This is a genomic window from Paenibacillus sp. FSL P4-0127 (genome assembly GCF_038007325.1).
Classification (GTDB): Bacteria; Bacillota; Bacilli; order Paenibacillales; family Paenibacillaceae; genus Fontibacillus; species Fontibacillus macerans.
This window is the reverse complement of the sequence record NZ_JBBOWY010000001.1, coordinates 4,661,587-4,685,181: the sequence shown is the minus strand read 5'-3', so window position 1 is coordinate 4,685,181 and position 23,595 is coordinate 4,661,587. Positions and strand designations below refer to the sequence as shown.

The 23,595-nt window shown below is 41.8% G+C and carries 21 protein-coding genes; 20 read left to right on the top strand and 1 reads right to left on the bottom strand.

From position 1 onward, the window contains the following. Nucleotides 1-179 precede the first annotated feature (179 nt). The 19 genes from NYE74_RS21180 (at nt 180) to NYE74_RS21090 (ending at nt 21,519) form a co-directional block, all read left to right on the top strand. Nucleotides 180-1,127, top strand: coding sequence for an IS110 family transposase (locus NYE74_RS21180; RefSeq protein WP_249732660.1), 948 nt, complete (start codon nt 180-182; stop codon nt 1,125-1,127). 600 nt (nt 1,128-1,727) lie between these two features. After that, nucleotides 1,728-5,267, top strand: a complete 3,540-nt coding sequence (locus tag NYE74_RS21175) for a PIN domain-containing protein (protein ID WP_155620995.1) — start codon at nt 1,728-1,730, stop codon at nt 5,265-5,267. Next, the gene (locus NYE74_RS21170) at nt 5,254-5,667 is read left to right on the top strand and encodes a hypothetical protein (protein ID WP_155620994.1); all 414 of its coding nucleotides are present in this window, start codon (nt 5,254-5,256) and stop codon (nt 5,665-5,667) included. Before NYE74_RS21175 ends, NYE74_RS21170 begins: the two co-directional genes overlap by 14 nt. A gap of 207 nt (nt 5,668-5,874) precedes the next feature. Next, entirely contained in the window at nt 5,875-7,107 is a 1,233-nt protein-coding gene (locus tag NYE74_RS21165) for a cache domain-containing sensor histidine kinase (protein WP_196427570.1), read from the top strand. A gap of 213 nt (nt 7,108-7,320) precedes the next feature. Next, entirely contained in the window at nt 7,321-7,527 is a 207-nt protein-coding gene (locus tag NYE74_RS21160; protein ID WP_196427569.1) for a hypothetical protein, read from the top strand. A gap of 7 nt (nt 7,528-7,534) precedes the next feature. Then, complete coding sequence (locus NYE74_RS21155) at nt 7,535-10,171, top strand: LuxR C-terminal-related transcriptional regulator (protein ID WP_155620993.1); 2,637 nt, start codon at nt 7,535-7,537, stop codon at nt 10,169-10,171. A 150-nt stretch (nt 10,172-10,321) separates the two neighbouring features. Next, nucleotides 10,322-10,987: a DUF4386 domain-containing protein gene (locus tag NYE74_RS21150; protein WP_316561646.1), complete on the top strand. Its 666-nt coding sequence runs from the start codon at nt 10,322-10,324 to the stop codon at nt 10,985-10,987. Between the two features lie 49 nt (nt 10,988-11,036). Further along, complete coding sequence (locus NYE74_RS21145) at nt 11,037-11,753, top strand: NAD(P)-dependent oxidoreductase (RefSeq protein WP_155620990.1); 717 nt, start codon at nt 11,037-11,039, stop codon at nt 11,751-11,753. Nucleotides 11,754-12,343: 590 nt separating this feature from the next. Further along, the gene (locus NYE74_RS21140) at nt 12,344-12,583 is read left to right on the top strand and encodes a hypothetical protein (protein WP_036623350.1); all 240 of its coding nucleotides are present in this window, start codon (nt 12,344-12,346) and stop codon (nt 12,581-12,583) included. 2 nt (nt 12,584-12,585) lie between these two features. Then, the gene (locus NYE74_RS21135) at nt 12,586-12,978 is read left to right on the top strand and encodes an aspartyl protease family protein (RefSeq protein WP_155620989.1); all 393 of its coding nucleotides are present in this window, start codon (nt 12,586-12,588) and stop codon (nt 12,976-12,978) included. A gap of 197 nt (nt 12,979-13,175) precedes the next feature. Further along, nucleotides 13,176-13,991 (top strand): hypothetical protein, encoded by an 816-nt coding sequence (locus NYE74_RS21130; RefSeq protein ID WP_341005170.1) that lies wholly within the window; start codon nt 13,176-13,178, stop codon nt 13,989-13,991. A gap of 151 nt (nt 13,992-14,142) precedes the next feature. Continuing rightward, the gene (locus tag NYE74_RS21125) at nt 14,143-16,092 is read left to right on the top strand and encodes a peptidoglycan-binding domain-containing protein (protein ID WP_341005169.1); all 1,950 of its coding nucleotides are present in this window, start codon (nt 14,143-14,145) and stop codon (nt 16,090-16,092) included. Further along, nucleotides 16,092-16,424, top strand: a complete 333-nt coding sequence (locus NYE74_RS21120; RefSeq protein WP_155620590.1) for a hypothetical protein — start codon at nt 16,092-16,094, stop codon at nt 16,422-16,424. The genes NYE74_RS21125 and NYE74_RS21120 overlap by 1 nt, the downstream gene beginning before the upstream one ends. Before the next feature lie 573 nt (nt 16,425-16,997). Next, nucleotides 16,998-17,573 (top strand): RNA polymerase sigma factor, encoded by a 576-nt coding sequence (locus tag NYE74_RS21115; protein ID WP_196427532.1) that lies wholly within the window; start codon nt 16,998-17,000, stop codon nt 17,571-17,573. Further along, on the top strand, nt 17,561-18,325 hold the full coding sequence (locus tag NYE74_RS21110; RefSeq protein ID WP_196427533.1) for a DUF4367 domain-containing protein: 765 nt from the start codon (nt 17,561-17,563) through the stop codon (nt 18,323-18,325). The genes NYE74_RS21115 and NYE74_RS21110 overlap by 13 nt, the downstream gene beginning before the upstream one ends. 81 nt (nt 18,326-18,406) lie before the next feature. Further along, nucleotides 18,407-18,838: a hypothetical protein gene (locus tag NYE74_RS21105; RefSeq protein ID WP_155620593.1), complete on the top strand. Its 432-nt coding sequence runs from the start codon at nt 18,407-18,409 to the stop codon at nt 18,836-18,838. A gap of 500 nt (nt 18,839-19,338) precedes the next feature. Continuing rightward, a complete protein-coding gene (locus NYE74_RS21100; RefSeq protein ID WP_155620594.1) occupies nt 19,339-20,505 on the top strand; it encodes a hypothetical protein in 1,167 nt (388 codons plus the stop codon). A gap of 55 nt (nt 20,506-20,560) precedes the next feature. After that, on the top strand, nt 20,561-20,947 hold the full coding sequence (locus NYE74_RS21095) for a hypothetical protein (RefSeq protein ID WP_155620595.1): 387 nt from the start codon (nt 20,561-20,563) through the stop codon (nt 20,945-20,947). Between the two features lie 293 nt (nt 20,948-21,240). Then, nucleotides 21,241-21,519 (top strand): hypothetical protein, encoded by a 279-nt coding sequence (locus NYE74_RS21090; RefSeq protein ID WP_316561529.1) that lies wholly within the window; start codon nt 21,241-21,243, stop codon nt 21,517-21,519. A 464-nt stretch (nt 21,520-21,983) separates the two neighbouring features. Here the strand turns inward: NYE74_RS21090 and NYE74_RS21085 are convergent, their stop codons facing one another. Next, nucleotides 21,984-22,787 carry an SDR family NAD(P)-dependent oxidoreductase gene (locus tag NYE74_RS21085; RefSeq protein WP_155620596.1) on the bottom strand — a complete coding sequence of 268 codons (804 nt, stop codon included), beginning with the start codon at nt 22,785-22,787 and terminating at the stop codon, nt 21,984-21,986. 145 nt (nt 22,788-22,932) lie between these two features. On the opposite strand from NYE74_RS21085, the gene NYE74_RS21080 reads away from it, so the two are divergent. Further along, a complete protein-coding gene (locus NYE74_RS21080) occupies nt 22,933-23,508 on the top strand; it encodes a TetR/AcrR family transcriptional regulator (protein ID WP_155620597.1) in 576 nt (191 codons plus the stop codon). Nucleotides 23,509-23,595: the final 87 nt, after the last annotated feature.

Here is a 23,595-nt window from a genome sequence, read left to right as displayed (position 1 = left end):
AGGTAATAATTATAGGTGGATCATAGGTCGATTACATTTTGGAGAAACACTCCGTGTTAGAATCGGACCAATTGCAACCACGAGAATCGCCGATTGTTACCACGAGTACGAGTATAAAGTGTCATCTTTATACAAGGTTGCATGATCTGCTTAAAACATCCAGAAAGGAGTTGTTCGTTTTGGATGCGATTTTGGAACGATGTGCAGGTATAGATGTCCATCAGGATAATATCGTGGCCTGCCTTCTGTACGGTCCGCTCGACAAGAGACCGTCAAAAGAAATCGAGACATTCGGAACGACCACCAAGGAACTACTTCGTTTAAAAGACTGGCTCGAAGATCAACAATGTACCCATGTGGCCATGGAAAGCACCGGGGTATACTGGAAGCCGGTATGGAACATTCTGGAGGATTCTTGTAAGTTGACCCTCGCCAATCCGGCCCGCATCAAGAATGTTCCAGGCAAAAAAACCGACTATAGCGATGCCGAGTGGATCGCCCGGTTACACCGAAGCGGATTAATCGAGCAAAGTTTTGTCCCGAGCGTAGATATTCGCGACTTGCGTGACCTCACTCGATACCGCCGGAAACTCCTGCAGAATGTGACCCAAGAGAAGAACCGGATTCACAAGATATTGCAAGATGCCAATCTGAAACTCACCACCTTTATGTCAGACGTCTTTGGGGTTTCCGGCCGATTGTTACTTGAATCCATTGTCAACGGTGAAGTGCTTAATGAACGGCAGGTTCGTGACATGGTGAAGTCGTCTCTGAAACGCAAAGTTCCCGAACTTATTGAGGCGCTAAACGGCCGTTTACGCCTTCATCATCGGAAAATGATTCGAAGACATCTGGAGCATATTGCGTATCTAGAACAGGAGATTCAAGAACTGGAAACAGAAATTGAACAACTGACTATGCCTTATCGCTTGGAAATGGAGTTGCTGGACACTATTCCTGGGATCAAACATGATGCAGCGGCGAGCATCGTGGCCGAATTGGGTACAGATATGTCACATTTTCCATCCGATGCTCACCTTTCTTCATGGGCCGGGGTATGCCCAGCCAACCATGAAAGTAACGGTAAAAAAAACGAAAAAAGAACCAACGCGGAAATAAGGGACTAAAATCCGTACTTTGTCAATGCGGTTGGGCCGCCATAAGGGTCAAAGACTCCCGGATATCCGCTTTATATTACAGGCTAGTCAAACGAATGGGTAAACAAAAAGCCATTATAGCGGTTTCACATTTACTCTTACGGATCATCTACGTCGTCCTACGAGATAAAGTGCCTTACGAGGAACTGGGCGCAGACTATTTGGGTAAACGTGAAAAAACCATCGAGTACTGGATTCGAAAAATCAAACAGATGGGCTATGAAGTTGAACTTCATGAACTGAATTCAGTATAAACCCATATTATGGAAAAAAAAGAATCAAACACCCCCCCTTTTTGTTTCGACGCGCTTCCACACTTTAACGCGTTGAGTTATTTTTCGTATAAATGTGAGAGTATATCACCATCTTGAATCTTTTGGTTCTATGTTACGAAGCTTTATTTACATCCAGAAGTGAAGATGAACTATGGTATTAAGAGGCAATAGTTATGACTTTCTCTTTTTAATACTAAATGCTGTGAATCTGTTGCTTTGGTGAAATTTAACTTCAAATTGCGTGTATGGGTAGATGACATTGATGAGTGTTAGGATTAGTGAGGGGGTTTTGTATATGGTTATAGTTAAAACACTGTTCACATCTTTTGTAAAGTATGTTGGAAATAGAACGAAAAACTCAAAGGCATATCGCGATCTAAAAGATATGCTTGTTCGCGATAATTATCACAGAATGGTACGCAACATGTTTGAAGCCGTAATTGCGGATGCAAAAGCTAATGTTGAACTTGAGGACAATATTGTTTCGGAGTTATTAGATGATTCCACAAACAGAGATGAGATTTTTCGTTGGATTTTAGAAGGGGTCACTTTTGATAAATTTAATAAAAGTAAGTTAAATTTAGAACCTTACTATGAGCGGTTTCCAAGCTTTCAAGATAAATTAGCCCCATTCTTTCAAATAGTGTTATTAAAAATACAAGAATATAAAAGAATCCATTGGTCGCCTGAGTTCCTACAAGCGCTCAGTCATTTAGAAATTATTCAAAATGATATACAGAATATTTCTAGTGGAGTATTAACAATTCAGCATAATACACACCAAACTCTACAAATTGTTAGTGATCTGCAAACATTATTAATGGGAAGAAATCCAGGCTTCGAAGATCTAAAGAAATTATTAAAAGAAGGGAAGCTCGAATCAGCAAGAGAAAGAGCGTTAGAAAGATTACAACAGTCTAATCTACCACGAGAAGTAATATGTGAACTCAATTCCATTGTAGCCCAAACTTATTTATACACTACTCATCAGGAAGAAGCGATTCCTTATCTTCAACAGTCAATCAACAATTGTGACAATACAGCTCGTTGTAAGCGACTTCAATCACTTGTGAAGTTATTATCAAATAGGTTAGATGATGCTTATAGATTTGCAATGGAGGCTAAAAATATTGAAGGAGCAACAAAAGAAAGTATTGAGACTCTTGTCAACGTACTGTTAAAGAAAGAAGAGTACAGTCAGGCACTTTCATTAATTGATTCTCATCCAGAGCTGGAACTAAGCATTTTAAGAGCGCATGTCCTCTTATTGACTTCGGATTTTGAAGCTGTAATTGAAATGACAAATAGTATTTTGGATGATACAGCCGATAATCCAGATGAGGCCGAATGGCTATTATTAAAGCTGGATGCCTTAATGCGTGATTTAGAAAATAAGGTGAAAAGTAAGGAGATTATTAATATTGAAAGGGTTTACAACACAGCCGTCCCAATAATTGAAAAATTAGATGGAAAAGAGCTTGTGCCTAGATACAGCCAAAGATTCAAAGAGCTGAAAGCTGCGCTCTTTTTTAGAGTTAGCGAGTTTTCAAAAGCACAGATTTTATTTTTTGAACTTCTTAATGATGACTATGAGAGGCATATTAACAGTTATATTGCTTGTTGTTTTTGTGCAAGGGATTGGAGAGCTATAATAAGTCATTTAACAAAATCAGAATTGCATAAGTTATCTAAGGACGACTTACTTTTACTTGGAAGGTCCTATGTAGAAGCTGGCTTTTCTGAAAAAGCGATTGAACTGTTAACGGAACACAAGGAGTTCTTGGTTTCTGATAATGAAAAGGACTTGCTCCAATATCACATTTTATATCTTGATGCTCTTAATTATAATGTTCAACATATCGAGCTAGTGAAGTATATTAAAAATATTGAGCATGAGTTAGTTGAGTGGAATGGTTTACGTGCCATAAATGGGTATTACGCATGTTTAATACATGATTGGGATGAGGCAGTCGAGAATTTTGAACAGTACTTTAAATCCCCTATACCAGATTTGAATTTAAATCAAGACTTGAAGATTGAGTTTTCCACTGCCCTAGTTAATAGGGGAACAGACGATGACCACAAAAAATTGAAAGAATTGATAATTACGCTGCCATTCTGGTATATAAATGAAACTCTAATTAATCGATTGATTAAAAGTTTATATATGCTGGGTGACTACGAGGAAATTGTTAAATTATATAATGATGGGATGGTTCTAAAAACTGAATTACTGCATGATACTGTTGCAGGCATACACTTTAATTTTCAGTGGTATAGCCTAGCATTGAGAAGCTTTAGTGCGTTGTATAGAAAAACAAAAAAATTAAATTATATTCTACAAAGTGCTAGATGTTATTATCGCATGGGTAAAACCGACGAATGTATGAATTGTCTTACTAATGCTGAAAAACAACTAGAAAACAAAGGATCAGTAGAGGATTATTATCTGCTTAGCATTGCCTACAAGGATACTTTTAATTTTGAAAAAGCAGTTGAATTTGCGTATAAAGCCTGGATTCAAGGGAATAATTCTTCTGAGGTTTGGGGATTTTATTTTCATACTTTCTCCGAGCTTAGTAGGTTTATCGCTGAGCCTAATCAAGAATGGATTGAAGCATATCAAAGCATATTTACCAACTTTAAAGAAAAATTCCCTTACGCTGAGCCACTATTTAAAGAAATTCAAGCTCTTGATGACGAAAATAATCCATCACAAGAACTTATAAGTGAACTTAAAAAAGTAAGAGATCAATATGACGAATTTAGCAATTTCTATCAGAAATATAGACTTCCAATGAGTTCTATGGCGGGTTTATTAAATAGAGGAATATTTGAAACCTGGGTACATTGCGTAAATGCAACTGATCTGAATATATGGAGTACTCCAGGTGAGTGGGCGGAGTTAAAACTATCATATAGAACTGCAAAAATAAGTGAGAAAGTCTTAGCGGATATTTCCTCGCTTTTCACTCTTCGTCATCTTAGATTACTAGAGAGCTTTCAAAATAAATACAGTATTATTTATATTCATCAAGAGCAATTTAATGAATTATTGGAGGAATGGAGAAAGATAAAAGTCATTTCTGATAGTGGTACAAGCTCCATTTCATATACTGACGGTAGATTAATGTTAGCAGAGGTTTCTTCTGAAGAAGTAAGACAAACATTAAATGTTATCGATGAGGTTGTTAACTGGATTAGAGCTAATTGTATCTTGGTGGGTAATCATCTTTCACAACATAATGAGTATGATGAAAGATATGACTTAATGAAAAGGACCGTAGAAGTGGCGCAAGAACTGAATTGTTCACTCTTTGTTGATAGTTTTTTGATACTTAAACTCTACAGAGAGTCTCATGGAGTAAGCTGTTTTGGAAATTTTGAATTTATTCGTGTGCTGAAAGAAGAAAAAAGAATTGAGTCTTCAGTGTTTTATGAACACTATTCTACATTAATTATGATGGGATACTCTTTTTTACCAATAGATATTGAGGTTTTCACCCATCAATTTATGAAACATAACTTCATTATAGATAATAAAATTACGTTGTTATTAAGCTATTTCTCCAAAACAGAAATTAATTACGATTATAAAGTAGAAAAAATGGGGCATCTGTTAAAATGGCTATGGATAGAAGCAAGCGCTATTAGTAGTAGGCAACAACTAACTGATCTATTATGCAGCCTATTATCTAATCAGCAAAGTAGAAGAAAAGTGGCTAAAGACCTTATTGAAGCTACAAAACCGATATTCGGTGCGCTTATTCAACATCAGTGGGAGCAGATGGTGCAAAATATTAATCAATGGCTTAAAGCACATGCAATTGTTTAACTTCTTTACCTTAACTTCCTCAGAAACTAAACAGCTTCTAACTCTAGATGCAGCAAGGATTTTAACGATTTTAAATGATAAACAAAAAACAGCTGGTCGATACTGGTTAAGCTCCCGTTTTATGGACATTGAAAAAAAGCCCCTAAGCGGCAAGCTGGCGTCGGTTACTCCACTGGCGCCAGCTTTTTCAATTTTCGTTGCAGACAGCAATGATTATAAAGTGAATAAATGTCTCAATTCGCCTTTGTGCTTCCTCGATAGTTCGGATATCTTAGGGATAGAGCCCTTCCGTTTTGAGATGCGAGAAGAAGCTCTCCATGGAGGCATTGTCGTAACAGTTGCCTCTATAATCATGGAAGAAACTCTGACAACAAATAACCCAGCTTTAGAGAGGAGCTAGCTATGGCTGGGTCGTTTCGTGAATACATCAACGTTAACTGATATTCCGACAAGAACCTGTTTGATGGCATTATCAAGGAGACGTCCATTTGCCTTAGCTATGGTATACTATTAGTAGCCGAAATGCTACATAATTTGAAAACGCTGCCCAAACATGCAAGATGGAGCTAATGCGGAGTCTGCCTGTTTTTCCACCGAAGGAACTAATATGACGACTAAGAAACACCGTCCGTTCAACAAGAAATTATTCAAATTCAGCACCAAACTAATCATTTCCTTATCGGCTGCGAATCTATTGATTTCTTGCGTGACTGCGCTGATTACGTACCGTATTCATCTGTCGCTTTTTAATGAAGAGGTTAGCCGGCAATATTATATGACGACGGAGCAGGTATTGGCTCGGCTGGATTCGAGGGTCAATGATATGTACAGAATTACAGACTATATTACTCTGAATCCGTCGGTTAGTCTGGCGATTTCGGCGCAGAATGAACGGTCGGATTCGTATGAACGGATGAAAATCGAGAAGATGCTGGATGAGCAAATCTATCAGGTACGGCTGGATGCGCCGGAGATGATTGGTATTCGGATTTATGATTTGAAAGGAAATGTCATTAATCTTGGCTCTTTTGCCGGCTCGTTTAATAGTCTTAAGCCCGAATATCTCGGGCAAATGATTCGTAAGCTGGAGGGGACGGGCGGGGAATATGTTTGGAGCCAGCCTGGCCGGGAGGACTATCGGCAACAGGAAAATTCCAATTGGGTGTTGGCGGGGCGGCTTATGCGGTCGATGGATTTGGATACCTATGGCATGATGTTGATTTTGTTCAATACGTCCTTGTTTGAAGCGTATTTGAAAGATCTGCGAACCGAGACTCAAGTGGAAGTGTTTTTGTATGATCAAGAGGGGAAACCTTTGTATTCGTTGAATGGATCTAACGGGCAGGTCCCGGATTTGTCGACGATGCCAGGCATCGGTAATTCGGTTCGTAAAGAGAACGGGGTTTCCTATATATACACGAGGCAAAAGTCGGAAAAGGTCGGATTTACCTTGGTTAGTAAGGTGTCCCTGGCCCAAATCCAAAGCAAAAGCCAAGTGATCCTCAAGGTGGCGGTGGTTTCGGCGCTGGCCAGTTTAATTTGTTTGGCGATCATTATTACCGGGATTAGCCGGATGCTGCGTCCGCTGGGAAACCTGGTGCGCGGCATGAAGCGTGTGCGGGAAGGCCAGTTTGATACGCGTGTGCAGATTCGGACCCAGGATGAATTGGGGTATCTCGGGGACAGCTTTAATAATATGACGGCCCATATCGAGAAGCTCATTTATGAAGTGTATGAACGTAAAATTAGTGAAAAAGAAGCTGAGTTGAAAGCGATCCAGGCTCAGTTGAATCCTCATTTCTTGTATAATACGCTGGGGATGTTTTTCTGGAAGTTTTAACAAGTACAAAGCCGACAGCTTGGTCCATACCAGTAGGCGCAACATTCGTTTATTAAAAGTTCCAAGAGTCGGAAGTATGCGGGGCAAAATGAATACCTGCCTCCTACAGTTTCTTTGTATTCCAAGCTTCCCGGGTTTATCCGCTACCTTTGGCACCTTCCTTGAATCCCCCACCATCTCGAATCATAATATACCTAAGGATAGACAAGAGAAGTGAAAAAAATGAACAAGCTCCTGCTGTTGGAGGATGATTTGAGCCTGATTGACGGGCTTTCGTTTGCGTTGAAGAAGCAAGGGGTTTCATTTGGATATTGCTCGGACGGTGAGGGCGGCGGAGGTGGAAATGGCGTCGAATGGCATCAAGGTGTTTCTGCTGAGAAGCTGTTTCGATGGTGCGTAAAAATGAAAAGCGTGGTGTAGAAATTTTATGAACATACCTATATTAACCACAAAGCTGCATATTCCTCCAGCGCGAACGAAAGTGGTTCAACGCTCACATTTGTTCCAACGCTTGTCTGAGGGGCAGCAGGGAAAACTAACGCTAATCTCCGCTTCTGCAGGCTATGGTAAAACCACGTTAGTCAGCGAGTGGCTGGCTGACTGCAGACGTCGGGCCGCTTGGTTATCGCTGGACGAAGGTGATAATGATCCTGGGCGATTTCTCCTTCATCTTATCGCTGCAATAAAGAACATCGTTGATGTTAACGACCAAGGTGTATGGAGAGCGTTACAATCTCCGCAACCGTTGCCGATCCAATACATCCTTACTACTTTAGTCAATGAAATATCATCCGGTTCAGATCCATTTATTCTCGTTCTTGATGACTATCACGTCATTGAATCTCAAACCGTACATGATGCCCTGTCTTTTCTGATCGATCATCAACCCTTACAGATGCATTTGATCATCATGACGCGCGAAGAGCCGCAGTTGCCGATCGCCAAATTGTGGGCAAGAAACCAATTGACCGAATTGCGTGGAAACGACCTGCGTTTCACCCGGCAAGAAGCGGCGTTATTTTTCAACCAAATCATGGGGCTTAATTTATCATCTGCAGAGGTATTTTCTCTGGAGGCACGCACAGAAGGGTGGATTGTCGGGCTGCAATTAGCCGCTATCTCTATGCAGGGCTGTTCGAATACGACCCAATTCATCTCGTCCTTTACCGGCAGCCACCGTTTTGTGTTGGATTATTTAATGGAGGAAGTCCTAATGCAGCAGTCCGAAAAGGTTCAGACCTTCTTGCTTCATACCTCCATTCTTGATCGATTTTGCGGCTCCCTCTGTGATGCCGTTCTACCGAATGGGATGGGAGGAGATGAAATCCTGGCGTATCTTGAGCGTTCCAACCTCTTCATTATCCCGTTGGATAGCGAGCGTCATTGGTACCGTTACCATCATCTTTTTGCCGATTTGTTGCGACAGCGTTTGTATCATGCCAACAAGGACGGGGCCGAGGAGATCGCCGTTCTACATACCAGGGCAAGCCATTGGTTTGAAGAGAATGACCTTGAGATCGAAGCTTTTCAGCACGCTGCGGCGGCTCAAGATGTGGATCGGGCCGCAACATTAATCGAAGGAAGGGGAATGCCCCTACATTTTCGCGGCGCCGCTCAGCCTGTATTAAACTGGCTGAAGCGCCAGGACGAGTCCACGCTTAACGAACGGCCGTCGCTCTGGGTGATTTATGCCTCCGCCTTATTGATGATCGGCCAATCGGACGGAATCGAACAAAAACTATCCGCTGCCGAAGCGGCCATGAAACCTATCGATCCCAATGAGGCAGATCATGATCTAATCGGGCATATGGCATCGATCCGGGCCACGCTTGGAGTCATTCGGAACGAGACGGATACCATTATTACCCAATCCCTCGTCGCGCTGGAGCATCTGCATCCGAATAATCTGCCTGTGCGCGCGGCGACAAGCTGGACGTTAGGCGTTGCCTACCAGCTGCAGGGCGATCGCGCAGCGGCCAGACGAGCTTACACTGAAGCACTATCGATAAGCAAGCGAATGGGACATTTAATTATTACGCTTATGGCTACTTTAGGTACAGGCCAGATCCAGGAGCTCGACAATCAGTTGCACCTGGCCGTGCGAACCTATAAACAAGTGATTGAACTAGCTGGCGAACCGCCACTGCCGGCCGCTTGTGACGCATATTTAGGCATGGCTCGCATCTTCTATGAATGGAACGATTTGGAGGCAGCCGAACAGCATATAGGGCAGAGTATCCTGTTAGCCAAGCAGATCGAGAATACGGATAGGTTATCCGATAGTGAATTATTTGCGGCAAAATTGAAACTCGCCAGACAAGATATTTCAGCATCGGAAGCTTTATTAACTAAAGCTCGTCATGAAGTGCAAGAACGATCCTTTACTCACCTTTTGGGCGAAGTTCAACACTTGGAACTTCTTATTTCTCTTCATCACGGCAACTTTCCGGAAGTCGTAAAGCATCCGGAAACTAGTGAATGGCCTGTTCTGCAGTCAAGAATCCATATGATCCAAGGGAATGCAAGCGCGGCCCTTGCCATACTGGGTACTTTGTATGACCAAGCGAAAGCGAAACAATGGAAGAACGAACAACTTAAGTTTCTTGTACTCCTGGCATTAGCCTTTCAGGTCCAAGGCAATATGGACAGGGCGCTTGAAAGCTTAAATGATGCTTTGACACTGGCGGAGAATGAGGGCTTCGTTCGTCTTTTTGTTGACGAAGGTAAGCCCATGCTTGATTTGTTAACGGAAGCGGCTACCCGTCGGATCCAGCCGGATTATACCGGGTTTTTACTGTCCAACATGCATCATGAACAGAAGCTCAATGATTTCGCTGTTCACAGTCCCCCCATCCGTTTCGAACCTTTAATCGATGCCTTAAGCGAGCGTGAACTGGAAGTTCTGCAACTGATTGCCCAAGGCCTCTCCAATCAAGAAATAGGTGATCGGCTTTTCCTGGCCTTAAGTACAGTGAAGGGGTATAATCGCAATATTTTTGACAAATTGCAGGTTAAACGGCGAACCGAAGCGATCGCACGTGCCAGAGAGCTCGGACTGATATAACTTACTCCGGTCTTAAGCAATGCCTAAAGGCAAGGCTTGGGCCTTTTTTAGTTCGAACCATACTTTAGTATCTACTCAGTCATGCCTTGCAGCCAATATACTATTCGTAAAACACTCTGGCTGATCATCAGGTAAAAGAGGGGAGTAGTCATGCAAACCAACAGAAAAACGGCAGTCTATCTTGGGCTGCTGCTCATCTTTAGTTTTGTTTTTGGAATATTTAGCTCTGTTCCTGCATTAGAGCGTTCCAATTACCTTGTAAAGTTGTCGGAGATCGAAATGCAAGTTTTGATTGCAACCTTTTTTCAAGCGGCAATGGCTGTAGTGTATGTCACGATAACCGTATTGTTATATCCAATCATTAAAAAATACAATAAAAGTCTGGCGGTGGGATATTTCGGTTTCAGGATGATTGGCTCCGGCTTTCTCTTTGCCGGTATAGGCTCTCTGCTTCTTTTATTAGGTTTGAGTCAGAGTTCGGCAGCTGCCGGCCAAGCTGACTCATCGTATTTTGAAGTTATCGCTGAATTGCTCAGACAAGGCAGAGATATTCTGAATCATATAGGGATGATATTGCCCTGGAGTATTGGCGGCTTGATCCTCTATTATGGCCTATATAAAATTGGACTTATCCCAAGGTGGTTCTCGATATGGGGGATGATCGGGTCTACCTTGACTCTTCTGGCTACATTACTGTTGATGTTGAACATCATCAAATTAGCAAGCCCGGTCTACTTTATCCTAAATGCGCCAATAGCTATTTGCGAGATGTTTCTCGCGATACTTCTAATATTCAAAGGATTCAATTTAAGTTAAAGTGTGAGAACCACCTCTAAAATAAATCTAATGAAAACGGAGATGGAGTATGAGAGTATTAGTGCTTGGAGCAAGCGGCGCTACCGGCAAACATGTCGTCAGGCAATTTATCAAAAGACAAATCCATACTCGGATTCTCATCCGAAAAAGTGCTGTTGTTCCCAATGACGTGCTAGAACATCCATTAGTGGAAATCGTAAAGGGGAATATCAACGAATTAAATGACGCTGAAATGAATCAGCTTCTACGTGATTGTGATGTCATTATCTCCTGTCTTGGTCACAATCTTACGCTCAAAGGGATGTTCGGCAAACCTCGTTATTTGGTATTTGATGCAATCAAAAGAATCTGTGAGACCGTCCCGAAAAGGGCCGACAAAAGGGTGAAACTCATTCTGATGAGTACAACAGGTTACACGAACACGTTATCGGGAGAGACAAATTCACTGGGAGAAAAAATCATCTTATCCTTACTAAAGCTTTTGCTTCCTCCTCATCGAGATAATGTTAAGGCAGCCAATTATTTGATTGCCAAAATGGGTAAAGGAGACGGAAATGTCGGATGGGTTGCCGTACGTCCGGATACCTTAGTCAATCATGATGAAGAAAGTCCATATGAAGTTTGTGAATCTCCGGTAAGAAGCCCCATATTCAATGCGGGTAAAACAAGCAGAATCAATGTAAGTTATTTTATGGCTGAACTAGCGATAAATGAAAATCTGTGGAAATGTTGGGAATTCAAAACTCCGGTGATTTATAATAAATAGAGAGGCGGCGCATGAAGATCGAGGAAGGATTGAGTTGGGACGATGCGCATTTTGACCAATCCGGATTTTAAGCCTCTCAAGTTCGTGAATCCAAGAACGTTATCGGAACCTTCATCGATAAATAAATGATTCTCAGCTGTTAATCTGTATTTTAATGATTCCGTTGGTTTTGCGCTGATTATAAAAGTTGTGCTTGTAATAAAGGGCGATCTATTTCCAGAGAAGTCATTGGAGGTTCAGGTGCAACCACTGATTTGAACCCCGCATCGTCTAGTGCGGGCAACTTGCCTTGCTTCCGGCGAACCCTGGGCTTTTCGGCTGGATCGGGTTTTGGTCTGTGTTCTGGTTGAACATCGGGGACATGATGCTTCTTAACCTAGATTAGTAAATTAGCCTTATGAACATGATCGGGGCAGTTCTCCAAATTCATAATATACGTTCGAGATGATGCAATCGGATTAGTGTTAACCAATATGATAGGGTAGGAGCCTTGGCCTTCCGGTGTTTTTCAACTGTTCATACTGCATAGCATGCTTTAGGGGGAAGTGTTATCATGGAGATACAAAATAAGTTGGTTGGAGGTGTAGACGTTGAAGTGGGAGGAAGTTCGTAGGCTGTACCCAAACCGTTTTGTTAAACTCCGTATCTTGGAGGGGCGCATTGAAAATCAAGTGCGCTATGTTGACGATATGGCAATCATTCAGGCTTTTGATGATAATGTAGAAGCCACACGAGAGTTAGTTCGAGCAAAAGACGACATTCTCGTCTACCATACGGGTAAAGAGAAAATTGAAGTCCCCATCAAACAATTGTTCGGACTAAGGGGTTAGCTATGATAAACGTCGTGTCTGAAAACGGCCTTTTGTTCACGTCAGTAGAGATTTTATTTCGAGGAAGATCTACGGTGATCGACCGGATTGTTTTAGATACTGGAGCTGCTGAAACGATCATTTCCCCCGACGCGGTCGAAACAATCGGTATCGCTGCTGAACTTGATGATTATATCCATTCTTCCTATGGTATTGGTGGAAGTTTGCATAACTTTTACATGAAACAGGTTGACGGGGTAAGGCTAGGGGCAGTAGGCCTGAACGATGTAAAGCTGGATTTTGGCGTTATTGACCCTCAGGGGCATATCAACGGACTGCTCGGACTTGATCTTCTTATGAAATTAAATGCCGTTATCGATTTGAAGCATCTAACTTTATCACTGGATGCTTCTTAACCTAGATTAGTAAATTATCCTCATAAATGTGTCCGGGGCAGCCCCATGCTGCTCCGGACTTTTTGTTCATTTATATAGGTGAAACGGATCATTTGTGAGATATTATGCCAACTAAGGAATTGTGAGGCCGGCGGCGGGTTGATAGAATGTAGTGAAGTATTTTTTCCATAAAATATCTATATGGCCAGGGATGTGGAATGAATAGGACAAACTATGTGCTGTCGCAAGATGAATGGTTTTACCTATGCTTGCTTTCCGGAGCCACTACCTTGTATGGTTTGGAAAATGTGCTGGATGGCCTTGATTTGCAGGAGGCCCGCCAACGATGGGAGAAGGTGTCCGGCCGGCTGAAGAGCAAACATATTTTGACGGAAGAAGATGAGGACCAACTATACATAGAGCATGATTATGCCGCGATTGCGGAAGTTTTGTCTTTCCCGGACCAGGTGTTTGCTTGCTTGGTGGAAAAAAACGGGGCAGTCTCCATGGAATTTATCCATTGCCGGGCGGGGATGTTCACGCGCTTAACTGGGGAAGAGACTTGCGAGGTCCAGCTTTGCACCGGGCGGGAAGAAGCGATTGCCATGCTCCGGAAGCAGTTTTTGCTTAGCGATTGTGAGCAGGAGGCATTTTACCCTCTACCCGCGGCGGAGGCCAATTATGCTCTGGCGCTTGCAGGTGCGGGAGAACAAGGAGCGGCAACGGTTCTTTGGCAAAAGCTTGGGATAGATCGTCAGACCTCGGAAGACTTAGCGGAAGCCTTTGGGCCACAGTCCGATTGCCGGGTCATTGCCGGATACCACTTGGCTTCTGGAGAGGAGGCCGAAGCGCTGTTTACCTGTGCGCGAACAGAAAAAGGAACCTGGATGCTGGGGATGATGCCGGAGCGAAGTCAGGCCCTTTTGTTTCGGCGCAAACCGCTTTCCGCCCTTGAACAACTTTTTGCGTTTCCAAGTATGTTGGGGAAAGGAGGGGAACGTCTTGGAACTGAAGGTCGATCCGGCCCGCATTAACGGGCTCGCAGACGAAGTACGCCGGTTGGAGCAAAGGATCGGAGATCAAGTCACAGTTACGCTAAAAAGGGTATCCGAGTTAGCCAGTAGAACAAGTTCGGCTTATTCCGAGCCGGGAGTCCGCTCCGCAATATCTGAAGTGGAGCGGCGGATGGAGCGGATTCGGCAGCTGTCCCGGGAGATCGGCGACGAATTGCGCACGAAAGAGAAAACGCTGCGCTGGGCGGCGAACGAGTATACTCGCCAAGAGCAGGAGTCCTTTTTGAAGGCGAAGCAGTTAAAACTTCCGGTTACCTTAAATAAATTTGCTGCACTCCCGACGACTTCTGGGAATAAAACGGCGGTCTTTCCTTTGCCGTTTTCGGCGTTTTCCTTATTCTCCCGGGCAGCGATTTATCTCCCTATCACTGTGGAGCTGCTTACGAAAGAACTGACTCTGGACCCTGAGCATTACAGCGACGAAGTCTTGAAGCTACAGGAAAGGTTGCAGGAGCTGGGATATGAACTGGAAGCGAACGGGTGTTTTGACTCGGCCACGTTGAAAGCAGTTAATCGGTATAAAGAAAAATACGGACTGGACAATGCCGGCGATCGGCAAGGAATCGTGGATGAAAACGTGTGGCGGACCTTGTTCGGAACGCTGAGCGGGCTGCTGACGGTGCAAATGCACGGTCAGGCCTATTCTGAGCCGTTGAAAATGGCGCAGCTGCGGTTGCAAGAACTGGGTTTTGAGGTCGAGGCGAACGGCTATTTTGATGAAGCTACCGTACGTGTGTTGGAGGGATTCCGGGAGGTTTACGAGAAGGATCAGAATGGGCTGGAGGGCGTAGTCGGACCGGCAACCTGGCAGGCGCTGTTTAACATGCCGAAAGTGGAACCGGTTGAGGATTCCAAGAGCGAGCCGCAATACTATATCACGTCGGTAGATCCGCGAAGCTATTCGCTGGACGATGTGCTAAACCGCGATGATCCGGAAGTTCAGGAGCGGCTGAAGCAGACCTATTGGGCAGATTTGACCAAGGAAGAACAAGACAGGATCTATAACGAGCTAAAAGAGCTTGAGAAAAAAGAAGAAAACGAGATGCGGCAAAAGCGAAGCGGCATCGGCAATCCTTTTTTCGCGAACCTAATGGTCGGCGGATCGAATGCTGTGGTGAACGCAATCAATACGGCCTCGGCAGGATTGCCGGAGTTGCTTGCCGAATGGATTATGGGACCGGAACCGGAAGGTTACGTAAATCCGTTGGACGATCCGTACGGCAAAGGAGTTGGCGAAGCTGCCGGGAATGTAGTCGGGTTCTTTTTACCCTTTAAATATTTGAAGGCAGTGAAAACCCCGGCGGCCCTCTCCAAGCTATCGCCGACGATGGTTAGATCCATGACGGCGGGAGCGATCTTCGGCACGGCCACCGAAGCGTCTGACGCGGTAACCGACTTCAAGCATGACGGCGACCAAGACCTCACAGGCCGCGCCCAAAATATCGCTCTGGATACCGCTATGGCCGGAGCCGGGGATGTGACCTTCACCTATGCGTTTAAGCTCATTTCCGGCGCGCTCAAGAGTACAGCGGGACAAAGGCTGACCGGGTGGCTGAAGCGTTCGGAAGTGGATGAGGTGCCGGCAACGCAAAGAAAGTTGGAGACGCCGGCTCCGAGTAATGTGGCTGAGGGAACGGTTAAAGCTGGGCCAATAAAAGAAGTTGAAATTGTTGATCACACTGGAAAACCGATTGGCGAAATAGACGAGATTGATTTGAAAAATGGTATTTTCTATGAGGATAAAGCAGCGAAGGGACTTAATGTCATCAATCCTAAAACTGGATTACCTGCTCAAACTCCTCAGCAATTTACGGATAAACAAATATTGGATAAAACAAGAAAAAGAATTAATAATATTGTGAAAGCTACAGCTACACGAGCTACCAAAAACGGGACTTCAAACATACCTTCATTAGATCAAATTAAAGGCATTCGAAAATTCATTTTCAGATTAGATGGAGATACTCCTGAATTAAGGCAAGCTGTAGAGAATAGCTTGGAACAATTAAGAAAAGAATTTCCTGATTACACTTTTGATGCATTGTTTGGAGGGAAAAAGTAATGTCAATTAGTGCTATGGTTTTAGAGGCAAAAGATGAATTTGAAGAGAAGTTTTTCATTCCTGTAGCTACTGAGTCTTTTTTTCAAGAATGTTGGGAGCCAGCAATTGAAGAATTAGGGTTAAAATGGACTAAAGTATTTTCTGTTGGGATCGAATTAGTTGAAGAAGATTTTCCATTCGTTTTAGAAGAATTATCAAAAATAAAAGAGTGGGCGAAGGAGAACTTACCTGAGGAAAAGAGGATAAAAATTATTGAAAGAATCGAATTGATTGAGACTGAATTGCCCATCGCTTTTACTCACCGAGATGGAATAATAATTTTTATTGGGTAGTATTTCTGGGATGCTGTCTTTAGAACTCCAACAACAAGATCGTACTATTACCAACAAACCAAACACTAACTGATTCAAACACTTGATAACCTTTCGAAAGTTCGAAAGCTCTTTCCCTCTTGAACCATTAGTAGGAATGAGCTTTTTTTACATGCCCAAAATCATAAAGAGAGAACGATAGCAGTAGAATTGAAGAGATTAACGGAGTGATTGCACTGCCTGGTCCGATAGAGCAAATATTCGCGAAATGGAAAATGGCTTTTGCAATCTGTGCAATTTTCTCACCCAGTAGGAGCTCACATTATCCCTTACGTAGTTTTTGACATCATCAATAGACCTTATTCCAGTTCAAAGTCCTCATCTCCTATTTAAGAACATATGCCAATTCTATCATTGTCAGGAAAAACAGCCTAATCGAGATTTTCATGGATACTTTTGAACTCTAACAAGTTATATTGTTAAAAATGTAGACTATATCTAGTATAATCTTAATATGGGATATATTATCTTTCTTGTTAAACATTATTTGGTGGATTTTATTCCATTTAGTCGATCGATTAGGAGTTGAACAAAGTGTCTCTCATATTCTTGGCTATTGTAGAAGACGAAAACGATAAAGAGTACATAACGAATTTATATCTAAAGTACTACCCTTTAATGAAAAAGAGAGCTTATAGCATTACTGGCGATTTTGGCATTGTGGATGATCTCATTCAAGATGCTTATTTGAAATTGATTCCCAAAATTCCTCTTTTGAGATCATTAGACTGTTACAAAAGGACATCGTATATCGTTTATACGTTAAAACACGTTTGTCTGGACTATATCCGAAAAAAAGCACGCCGTTCCAAACGTTCTTTTTCAGGTTTAACTGATGATATAGCCGATCACATTCCCGATCTGCAGGCTGCAACAGAAGAGAATTTCCTGCATGAAGAGAAAATGAAGACTTTTGAGCAAACTCTGTTCCAACTGTCCGAGAAGGATCGGAATTTATTATATTTCAAATACATCATGGAACTGAGCGATCAAGAAGTTTCGGAAATTATGGATATTCCTGCCCAGCATGTCCGAATGTATATTGCGCGTGCCAGACAGCGGGCCTTTCGAAAACTGTCACAAGGAGCCGAAATTTCGTGCCGAAGATAAATAACCCAATGGATTCCAAATTGCTTGAAGAAGAATATGAGAAAATAAAAATTAAATTGCTCATGATTCGTTTTGCCGAACTGGAAGGTAAAATGCTTCTTGACGAAAATACGGAATTGAGCAACAATCCACTTTACCTCCTTTCGGAAAAGACAAAGCTAAGCTTCATCATGCGTTTAAATCGTCATTTCGCCTTTTATCATTTGAAGCAGACTATACGCTTTTTTGCAACCAGTTATAAGAAAGTAGCTGTCTTATTAGCTGTCTTCCTATTCGCTGTTGCCTTGAACGTTGAGGCGGTAAGAGTCAAAGTTTTGAATATGTTCATTCAAGTGCAAGAGGAATACACGGAAATTCGATTAGGACAAGGCACTCAACACTTAAAAGACAGTCATCTTCAAATTAACTGGGAAAATGCCTATGTACCAACGGAAGTTCCGGAAGGTTATCGTATCGAAGAAGTGAAGAACCTTCAGAACATAAAATCTATCGAATATGTGAATGATTCCGATGGTTATATCTTGTTTCAGCAGAACAACGAAAACAGCGGTATGAACGTGGATACGGAAGAAGCTGATGAATTAAGCCATACAACGATTCAAGGACATGACGGGCTAATTGTCCGGAAGAAAAATGTAGTTACATTAGTATGGCAAAATGAAGGTCGATTATTTCTAATCTTGGGCGATTCGCCCCAATTAAGGAAGGAAGAACTTGTTAAAATGGCAGAGAGCGTTACGTTGGTCAAATGAATTTTTCACCATATGTGTTACATAATAGGGAATTAGGAGTTTAATATAGTTGAAAGAATAGAACCGAATGGAGGATGCATGTTGAAGAAAAAAACAATTGTAATGTTGTCGGCGGTTTTGTTGGTTTTTGTAGCAGTTCCTATTACCCAGGCTCGTGGCGATAATGTATCAATTCAGGAGGATGCTGTAATTCCTTTCTATCAATACATCTCTGTCCTGAGTTCCTCTCTATCTATTGGAAAAACAGGAAAAGCTGTTTCGAGTGGTAATGTATATTACCCTGACTCTTACGATTCGACTCTATCCATTGAACTTCAGCGTAAAAATGGAAGTAGATGGTCGGTAGTTAAATCGTGGAGTGAGTCTTTTACGGGTAAGGGATCACATAGCCTGGAAGAGGAGTACTATGTGACATCAGGTAACACGTATAGAGTTGTTTCCACAGCCAAGATTAAGGACGGAAATAAAATTCTGGAGACGGCTACCAGAACGTCGTCTGAGGTCACATACTGAAAGGGATTACATTCCTCCAGCTGGATTGTAAATAGGTATTTTAACCTATTACAAGCAAAGGAAATACCCACAACTCATATCATGGAAATTGAACCTTATATTAAAGAAATAAATACCACACATGAATCTATGGCCATCGAAAACGAGAACACAGAGAACACCGGAGATCCTCACAAACTTCGAAAAGGAGCATTATGTAACTTCGGGTCACACGTATCGAGTTGTAGTCACTGCTTCTGTTAAGGATGGTACAAAGTTTTTGAAAGATACTTCTGCGCAAGGTTACATACTAAGTTAAAAGTTTTCTCTTTGTGTTACATTCTTCCTTCAATAAACGTCATTATTAGCGGTAAACCAAATCATGGTTAAGTTTATCAAGCGATGACAAGAGTGGGTTCTTCTGCTTGTTTATTAACCCCACATTTTATTTCGGAAGGGAGGGTAGATTTCAACTTACCGATTTGATGTTTTCCAAATCAAGAACAAAAGGAGATTTTGCTGTGTTCAAAAAAATCTTGTTGCCATGTTTAGTTGCTGTAGCGATGTTTTCAAGTGCGATATCGGTAAGTGCTGAGCCTGCTGATTCCAATGTTTTTGAATTTGGGAATGTATATCAATATGATATTGACACTTATGAAAAGACGTCTTCTTACAATGATTTGAAAGTTGTCATTAAAGACGAGGAAAATCTCGACCTCATTTTGGATGGAAACACTATTCAAAATATGAAATACGAGAAACAGGTCGATGATCACTACCAAACAACTCTTATTTCTGCTACTGGGCAAATCGATGATAGCAACAGCGCTTTCATTCGTCTGGTGTTTGACAAAAAAGAAAATGCAAACGGAAACATCATCCTGACCCACCGAAAAGAAGCGCAATCGAATGAAACCACGGATACGAATAAGGGTACGGATATTGTTGAAACTAAAGATTATATCCGTTTTGCAGCATCCGAGCCTATCGACCTTAAAACGTTGGTAAATGGTGTGGAAAAAAATATGGTTCAAGGCGTCCCGGATCCAACTTCCATTATCACCCCAACGGCAGCAGGTGATTTACCAGTAGTTAAATCCTATAAATACGGAAACTATATGTACGGCGGTGTTTTTTGGAATACAAATTATATTGCTACTGGAAGTAGTGTTATGCAACTCAAGTTTGTTCCATTGTACGGTTCACTAAATTCTTGGACTAATCCAAACGGCCGTAGTGGAACACTTATAAAAAATCAATCGTTGATTATTTCAACAAACGCTACTTACTCTTTTGTTGGAAGCGGGCCAAAAGGTTCCACTCAACCTACCGTCGACAATCCGAATAATCCCAAAAATGTCACCATTAAAGTTTCTTACAGAGGTCTTGCATTAGGAGTTACTTTCCCGCTAAATTCCTATAATAGTATATCACCAGGAACATCTGCAAATTGGAATATTAAGAATCAATATCTTGATATTATTAACGACAATGGGGATATTTTGGATCAATATTACTTAGAAGGAATTACAACGATTACTGGAGCGGGGAAAAGCTGTCAAGTATCAACTAGTGCAAAGATTGATATCGGGGCATTGTATTACTTTGGCGATATTCCTGCTCAAGATGTTGTTCTACATGACAACGTTGTTATTCCTAATTTTACTGCTTCTGTCGTTAGTGAATAAAGGTATGACTAGGGGTCCTAAATGGGACCCCTAGTTCTCAATTGAGGTGATTTCGATGAAAAAGACTATATTTTTAATACTTCTCTTTTTTCTTGTGCTCAATTCTCTTACTGCGTGCTCTACAAGCAAAGCAGATGTCATTCAAGATATGGTTGCCCCAAAAGGATCTTATAACATTTATGTATTTTGGGACGGCGAGAATACAGATTATCAAGAATTAATAGATGAAATGTTGAATGTTATCAATTCCGAAGCAATCCTTAAATCGATGAACATTAATAACATGACTTTTATTAGCGTACATGACAAGACGCAAAAGTATGATTATAAAGAGATTTTTGATATTCAACAGTCCCCGACAATCATTATATTGGATGATGAAAAGATTATCCTGCAAACCAATGATTCTAAAGATATTTATGAACTTTCGGATACATTATAGGTGAATTAACCAATTTTCACTTTTAAGATTGGAAAGAGGGGGGGGGGGCCTCGATAATCGAATTGTTGGTAAAGAACCGGTTTTCAGGTCTAGCTAATCATCTGAATGCACTGCCTGAGGGCAGTGCATTTTTTGATCTTTATTCCGCTTTATTAGGCTTATCAAATTCCTTTCAACCGTAACATCGTTTTTATATAAATTATGTCAAATCGCTTGATATTCCTGCATGCTATTTACCTAAATCGTAATATCTTTTGAAAACTGTTTCTACAATTGATAACTTTAAGGAGATTGTGACGATAGACTGGGTAAACTGGAATGATATTTTGCACCACGCCTTTGCGGGAGCGGTTCTTGCACTGCTTTTCAGTAAAAATCAAAAAGCTTGGCCTTATTTTTTCATCGGAGTTACTTCTGCTCTGCTACCGGATGTAACAAAAGTGCTGTTTAAGGATTTGTTTCTACATTCTCTATTTGTATCCAAAAGGCGAGTGGCCTTGGGAAGACAGAATCTGGTGGTACCATATAAAAAGTCAGAGAATGGTATTCACTGGAGCCCTGCTTCACAGTGAAACTGAGATAGGCGTTAATGGATAGTGACTTCATTTTCATTAGTGAAAGTAAGCTTTTTCGATAAAAGTGATGATTATATTCAAGTGGGAGAATACTAACTTATTTTTAGTAGCGAGCCGGAGGGGAAATATGACGAGAATGAACATCACTGGTATATGTCTTTTATTCACCTTACTGTTATCCGCATTCACTTCAGAATGAATATAGGTAAGACTCAAATACAAAAAGACAATTGCTTAAAAAGGACGCGAGCGAATTCGCGTCTTCAATTTTATTCGGGTGCTAGGGTAGCCACGACTAGGAAAAGAGGGAACCGGTATCAATGATTAAATGATCGACAGTCAGGGAGCAACCTTTATTACGGATCGTCATAGAGGTTTGCAGCAGGTTATCGATATATTCGATCCGCATGTTATCGGCCTCTCTAGAATGAAGGCTTTCTCATCTCGATAGTAATTTCTTCTTAGCCCGTATGGTAAACGATGTTATTATTCTTGCATTTTAAGAGCTCTTTGGTTGCCTCAGAAGGATTTTGAATGGCCCGAACAATGGCAACATCGTCAACGTACTGAATGTTATCTTCCGTATGGGAGTCGAGAATTTCAAGCAGAACATATTGATTGGGAAAGATCGTTCGAGCAATCGACGCGATCGAACTGCCTGACTTTTTTAGTCGGCGGTCCAACTCATATGCATGCAGTATCATACATAGCTTTGTTGTTGGATAGAACTTGCTTGTGGAAATCGGCTTTTTGCCGTCTTTACCGGTATTTGCAAGAGCTATCGCGTCAGGCTCCGCAATGCCCATCACTTTTCCGTCCGCCGTGTCAGGATCGTGAGTTCCACTTACCGTGTACACAATGCGCCCACTGTCCGCTAAGCGGTCAAACAGCAATTCAACCAATAGGAAATGTCCGAGGTAATTGGTTGCGAATGTTTCTTCGTAGCCGTCAACGCTGTAGGAAACAGGCCCGCCCAGGCATACTCCCGCATTGCAAACGATGCCTTGAAGGGAATCGATCTCGCCATTATCGAGCATGGTGTGACACTGAGCAGCGGCTGACCTTACTGAAGCTAGAGAGGATGTATCCGGTTTAATAGTACTCACTTTGATGCCGTAGGTCGTGCGCAGTTCTCGCGCAATGGGTTCCATTCTCTCCAAGCTGCGTCCTGCTAGAACTAGGTTAAGATGATAGCCAGAAGCGAGTTGTTTGGAGCATTCGAGCCCGATCCCTCCGTGGCCGCCTGTTATAAGAATTGTAGGCATAATATCAAACTCCTTTTATAAAGATATAGAATTAGTACATCTCGTTGTTGACAGTGTCAACTTAAATGCATAGTAGTCTTTTCCATTGACGGTGTCAACATGGGGTTGTAAAATTATAATCAATATATTTAAAGAAGAGGACACTATGAAAAACAATAATGATACAAAACAAAAGCTCATTGATGTAACAAGACAAATGATTGATAGAAGTGGTATTGATTCAGTTAGTATGCGTGATCTTGGAAAAGAAGCGAATTTATCTAGAGGTGCGGTTTATGTATATTTTAAAAATAAAGATGATTTACTTGCAGCCGTTGTCGCTGAAAATTTTGAAACACTAAAAAGTCTCCTTTCCAAATTAACTGGAAAAATAAACGATCCTAGAAAACTTGTTTATGAACTTTTGTATACTTTTTATGATTTTGGGATAAAGAATCAAGAACATTATCAATTAATGTACCGCACACAGTGGGACAAGAATCAATATGCTAACATACACATTTCAGCCTTTGAAGTATTTGGGATCATCCATAAGTGTTTGGAAAAAGCTCAAGAAGAAAACCACACTATTAATAAATCACCCAAACAATTAACAGCCATGGCATCTGCATTTATTATTGGTCTTTTTGAACTTAATTCTACTGGACATCAAGAGCCTGAAAAAGAATTAGATGATGCGGCTGGTTTAATTAGCTCATTTGTAGATTTGATTTTTGTTTAAGCCAGAATACCCGCCCGAGGGAACATTTGTTTATAATTAATCTTATATGTTCCGTACCGCACACCGCCCAATTAGAGGGAGAGGAAA

Excerpts from the sequence above, each read along its gene's own strand:
- NYE74_RS21175 (WP_155620995.1), top strand. The coding sequence starts at position 1,728 with ATGGTTATAGTTAAAACACTGTTCACATCTTTTGTAAAGTATGTTGGA.
- NYE74_RS21170 (WP_155620994.1), top strand. The coding sequence starts at position 5,254 with ATGCAATTGTTTAACTTCTTTACCTTAACTTCCTCAGAAACTAAACAG.
- NYE74_RS21165 (WP_196427570.1), top strand. The coding sequence starts at position 5,875 with ATGACGACTAAGAAACACCGTCCGTTCAACAAGAAATTATTCAAATTC.
- NYE74_RS21155 (WP_155620993.1), top strand. The coding sequence starts at position 7,535 with ATGAACATACCTATATTAACCACAAAGCTGCATATTCCTCCAGCGCGA.
- NYE74_RS21150 (WP_316561646.1), top strand. The coding sequence starts at position 10,322 with ATGCAAACCAACAGAAAAACGGCAGTCTATCTTGGGCTGCTGCTCATC.
- NYE74_RS21145 (WP_155620990.1), top strand. The coding sequence starts at position 11,037 with ATGAGAGTATTAGTGCTTGGAGCAAGCGGCGCTACCGGCAAACATGTC.
- NYE74_RS21135 (WP_155620989.1), top strand. The coding sequence starts at position 12,586 with ATGATAAACGTCGTGTCTGAAAACGGCCTTTTGTTCACGTCAGTAGAG.
- NYE74_RS21130 (WP_341005170.1), top strand. The coding sequence starts at position 13,176 with ATGAATAGGACAAACTATGTGCTGTCGCAAGATGAATGGTTTTACCTA.
- NYE74_RS21125 (WP_341005169.1), top strand. The coding sequence starts at position 14,143 with ATGGAGCGGATTCGGCAGCTGTCCCGGGAGATCGGCGACGAATTGCGC.
- NYE74_RS21120 (WP_155620590.1), top strand. The coding sequence starts at position 16,092 with ATGTCAATTAGTGCTATGGTTTTAGAGGCAAAAGATGAATTTGAAGAG.
- NYE74_RS21095 (WP_155620595.1), top strand. The coding sequence starts at position 20,561 with ATGAAAAAGACTATATTTTTAATACTTCTCTTTTTTCTTGTGCTCAAT.
- NYE74_RS21085 (WP_155620596.1), bottom strand. The coding sequence starts at position 22,787 with ATGCCTACAATTCTTATAACAGGCGGCCACGGAGGGATCGGGCTCGAA.
- NYE74_RS21080 (WP_155620597.1), top strand. The coding sequence starts at position 22,933 with ATGAAAAACAATAATGATACAAAACAAAAGCTCATTGATGTAACAAGA.